The 2,723-nt window shown below is 64.0% G+C and carries 3 protein-coding genes; all 3 read left to right on the top strand.

Annotated features, from left to right (window positions below; translation table 11 throughout):
* A partial coding sequence (locus tag Q7T45_RS08525; RefSeq protein ID WP_304869685.1) for a hydantoinase B/oxoprolinase family protein occupies positions 1-1,558 on the top strand: 1,558 nt, incomplete at its 5' end.
* 1 nt (position 1,559) lies between these two features.
* Positions 1,560-2,231 (top strand): TetR/AcrR family transcriptional regulator, encoded by a 672-nt coding sequence (locus Q7T45_RS08520; RefSeq protein ID WP_304869683.1) that lies wholly within the window; start codon positions 1,560-1,562, stop codon positions 2,229-2,231.
* A gap of 19 nt (positions 2,232-2,250) precedes the next feature.
* The coding region (locus tag Q7T45_RS08515) for an ABC transporter substrate-binding protein (protein ID WP_304869681.1) at positions 2,251-2,723 on the top strand (473 nt) is incomplete at its 3' end.

Raw genomic sequence — 2,723 nt, 5'->3', positions numbered from 1 at the left:
GATACCGGAAGCCATGGCCTCGGTGCTGGCGAAATTCGAAGGCGATCTGCACGACGGCGACGTCGTCATCATGAACGATCCCTATCACGGCGGCATGCACCTGCCGGATATCTTCATGTTCGTGCCGATCTTCTTCGGCGGCGAACGGCATGCCTTCGCGGTGGTGATCTGCCATCACACCGATGTCGGCGGCCGGGTGCCGGGATCGAACGCGTCCGACTCGACCGAGATCTACCAGGAAGGGCTGCGCATTCCGCCGCTCAAGCTCTACGATCGCGGCGTCCTCAACACCACGCTTGAGGCGTTGATCAAGATCAACGTCCGGGTGCCGGACCGGGTCTGGGGCGATCTCTCGGCGCAGTTCGCCGCCGCCCAGGTCGGCAAGCGCGGTTTGGAAAAGTTGCTGCAGCGCTACGGCGCCGCCGAGGTCGACGCCTACATGCAGGAGCTGCTCGACTATGCCGAGCGGCTCACGCGCCGGGAAATCAAGACCTGGCCGAAGGGCACCTATCGCTTCGTCGACTACATCGACAATGACGGCTTTTCTGACACGCCGATCCCGATCAAGGTTGCCATCACCGTCAACGGCGACGGCACCCTGCTGGTCGACTACACCGGCTCCTCGCCGCAGGTGAAGGGGGCGCTGAATTCGACGCTCAGCTTTACCCATTCCCTGACTTACCTTAGCGTCCGCTGCGTGCTGGCGAAGGATGTGCCGAACAATGTCGGCCTGTTCCGCTGCATCACCGTGAAGGCGCCGGAGGCATCGGTGCTCAATCCGGTGATGCCCGCGCCTTGCGCGGCGCGTGCGCTCACCGGCTACCGGGTGTTCGATACCATGCTCGGCGCGCTCGCGCAGATCGTTCCCGACAAGGTGCCAGCGGCGGGGGACGGCGGCAACAGCGTCATTTGCATCAGCGGGCTGCGGCCCAATCGCCAGCCCTTCATCATTGTGGACATGATCTGCGGCGCGTGGGGCGGCCGGCCGGACAAGGACGGGCTCGAAGCGGTCACCAACGCCTCGCAGAACCTGTCCAACATGCCGGTGGAGGTGATGGAAGCCGAGCATCCGGTTCGTATCGAGGATTATTCCTTCGTGCCTGACAGCTGCGGGGCGGGTCAGTATCGCGGCGGCGTCGGCGTCCGCCGCAGCTATCGGATTCTGGCGCCCGAGGCGCTGCTCCAGCTGCGCACCGACCGCGTCACCTTCCAGCCCTACGGTCTGAACGGCGGCGAACCCGGCGGCTCCTCGCGGAATTTCATCGAGATCGGCAACGAGCGGAGTGCGTTGCCGGGCAAGATCACCACGACCGTCATGCGCGATACGCTGATTATTCATGAACAGGCCGGTGCGGGTGGCTTCGGCAATCCGCTGCTGCGCGAGCCGGAACAGGTGCGGGAGGATTTCCTCGACGGCAAGATCACCGCGGCGTTTGCCGACCAACATTATGCGGTGCGGTTCGGTGCGCGCGGCGCGCTGGACCTCGATGCGACCGCGCGGCTACGATCCGAGCGTGCGGCCACGCCGGAGCCATCGGGGGCCCGTCATGGAGCTTGACGTGGCATCACCAACCCCGAAGGTCGTTCGCAACCCGGAAGCCAGCCGCGCCAGGATACTGGATGCGGCGCGGATCGAATTCGTGACCCATGGCCTCAGCGGCGGACGCGTCGACCGCATTGCCGAGCAGAGCGGCGTCAACAAGAACCTGATCTATCACTATTTCGGCTCCAAGGACGCGCTTTACCTGGCGGTGCTGGAGCGGATCTATGCCGATCTGCGCGCCCGCCAGCAGGACCAGGATTTGCGGGGGCTGCCGCCGGTCGAGGGGATGAAGCGGCTGGTCAGCAATACGTTCGACCACTTCGTCGCCACCCCGGACCTGATCCGGCTGATGAGCATCGAGAACATTCATTATGCCGAGCATCTGAAGAGTTCGGGCTCGACCAAGGCATTGTACAGCGGCCTGCTCGACACCATCCGTATTCTCCTGAAGCGCGGTCAGGAGGAGGGCGTGTTTCGCGCCAATGTCGACGCGGTCGATCTCTATCTGTCGATCTCCGGGCTCGCCTATTTCTTTCTGTCCAATCAGCACACGTTGTCCTGGCTGCTCGACCGCGATCTCGCGGCGCGCCGGCGCGTGCTCAAGCGCCGTCAGCACGTCGTGGAAATGGTGCTGAGCTATCTCACGCAAGCTTCGCCGGCTGAAGCCGGCGGCGCCGACCCACAATGATCAAACCGGAGATTGGGATATGAGAAGAATATTTCTGTCGACCCTGATGCTTCTGAGTGTTGCCGCGGCCGCCGTTTCACCTGTAGCGGCACAGGACAAACTGTCGGTGCGGCTCGATTTCTCGCCGTGGGGCGTGCAGGCGGCGATGCATCTCGCGCAGAACAAGGGCTGGTTCAAGGAGGCCAAGCTCGACGTCGATATCCAGGACGGCCGTGGTTCCGGCAACACCATCCAGCTCGTCAACGCCGGGCAGGTCGATGTCGGCCAGGTGCAGGTCGGTCTGGTCGGATCGGCGCGTGCCAAGGGCGCGACCATCCGCTCGATCGCCACCTTCCAGCGCCGCACCGATCTTTGCATCCTGATCGACAAGGACTCGCCGATGGCAAAGGCCGCCGATCTGCGTGGCAAGACCGTGGTAGTGTTCGCAGCAAGCCCGTGGGCGCCCTTCATCGACACCTACCTGAAATCCGGCGGCCTGACCCGCGACGACCT

Source organism: Bradyrhizobium sp., assembly GCF_030646015.1.
Lineage (GTDB): Bacteria > Pseudomonadota > Alphaproteobacteria > Rhizobiales > Xanthobacteraceae > Bradyrhizobium.
This window is presented reverse-complemented; position numbering and strand designations above follow the sequence as displayed.